Annotated in this window: 1 protein-coding gene; it reads right to left on the reverse strand. The window is 44.4% G+C overall.

Annotated elements, in window-relative coordinates; genetic code table 11:
• Nucleotides 1-98: 98 nt before the first annotated feature.
• On the reverse strand, nucleotides 99-299 hold the full coding sequence (locus ACOTX7_RS24280; RefSeq protein ID WP_073553799.1) for a hypothetical protein: 201 nt from the start codon (nucleotides 297-299) through the stop codon (nucleotides 99-101).
• Between the last annotated feature and the right edge of the window lie 666 nt (nucleotides 300-965).

The following is a 965-nucleotide window of genomic DNA, read 5'->3' on the forward strand; positions in this document are numbered from 1 at the left end:
GTGTGTTTCAGGCCGGAGGCCTCAGAAACGCCCTGAGGGCCTCTCAGGCGGTGCGGGCAACGGATGTTATGGTAAATGTTGAGTGCTCTTACTAAAAATCAGGTTACTATTTTTAGCGGTGCGCTTACTGCCTGCATTCCCTGAAGATCCTGAAGATCCTGAAGGTCATTATTGATAGCAAACTTTACCTCTTCAAAGCTCGCATCAATCATTAGAACCTCATTCACACCCCGTAAAAATATTTTTGTTTTTTCGTTACCATATGATTTTATTAGGATAATATCATCTTTTTTTAGCATGATACTTTCGTTACTTATTGTTTTGAGATGAAGCATCGTCATGGTTTTTTTTGCATGTGCTTGTTAAGGGGATTGAGATTATTCCTAAATCCTTGAGTTTGTACATACAAAAAAAACAAAAAAAATCCTAATGCCCCCGTGGTGGGTATATAAAAATCACGGGGAGCGTAGCGACCTTCGTCTAGCTCGTTTCTTGTGTGTCTCACCCTGCAAAAGGTTTGATTGTGTGGGCGCTGTGCTGACGTCTGAGAATCACACTTTGCCGCTTACTGCTGTCTTATTCGCTCATTTTATCAGGTGCTTGTTATCGTACAGCGAGACGGGGTAGAGCCTAACTCTTTCGCGGTTAAGTTACGTTCCCACCAATTTGCCTGTTTATCCTGCCGGAGTCCGGGGCGTAGACCTGAGCGTCTAAGGTGCAGATATGATTTTAATGTCGTTGAATGGTATTAAGCTGGTAGTGACATCGCTAGCCAGCCCTGCTAGGATTTAGATTCTCACGTCTGATCCTGGCAGGTATCTGCGAAGAATTAGAGTACCGAAGCCCTGTGATTCTGTCACGGGGCTTTTGTACATTTAAAGGCCCGGAATCAAAAACATCTCCTTCACATGAAATTCAGTAACGCTCGCCGCAGTACTGACTAGCGGAGTCTGTCAGTGCGAGGA

It is taken from the genome of Enterobacter cloacae complex sp. IR5418, from assembly GCF_049238105.1.
Taxonomy (GTDB): Bacteria; Pseudomonadota; Gammaproteobacteria; order Enterobacterales; family Enterobacteriaceae; genus Enterobacter; species Enterobacter hormaechei.

Coding starts and splice junctions, on each gene's coding strand:
- ACOTX7_RS24280 (WP_073553799.1), bottom strand. CDS start 299: ATGCTAAAAAAAGATGATATTATCCTAATAAAATCATATGGTAACGAA.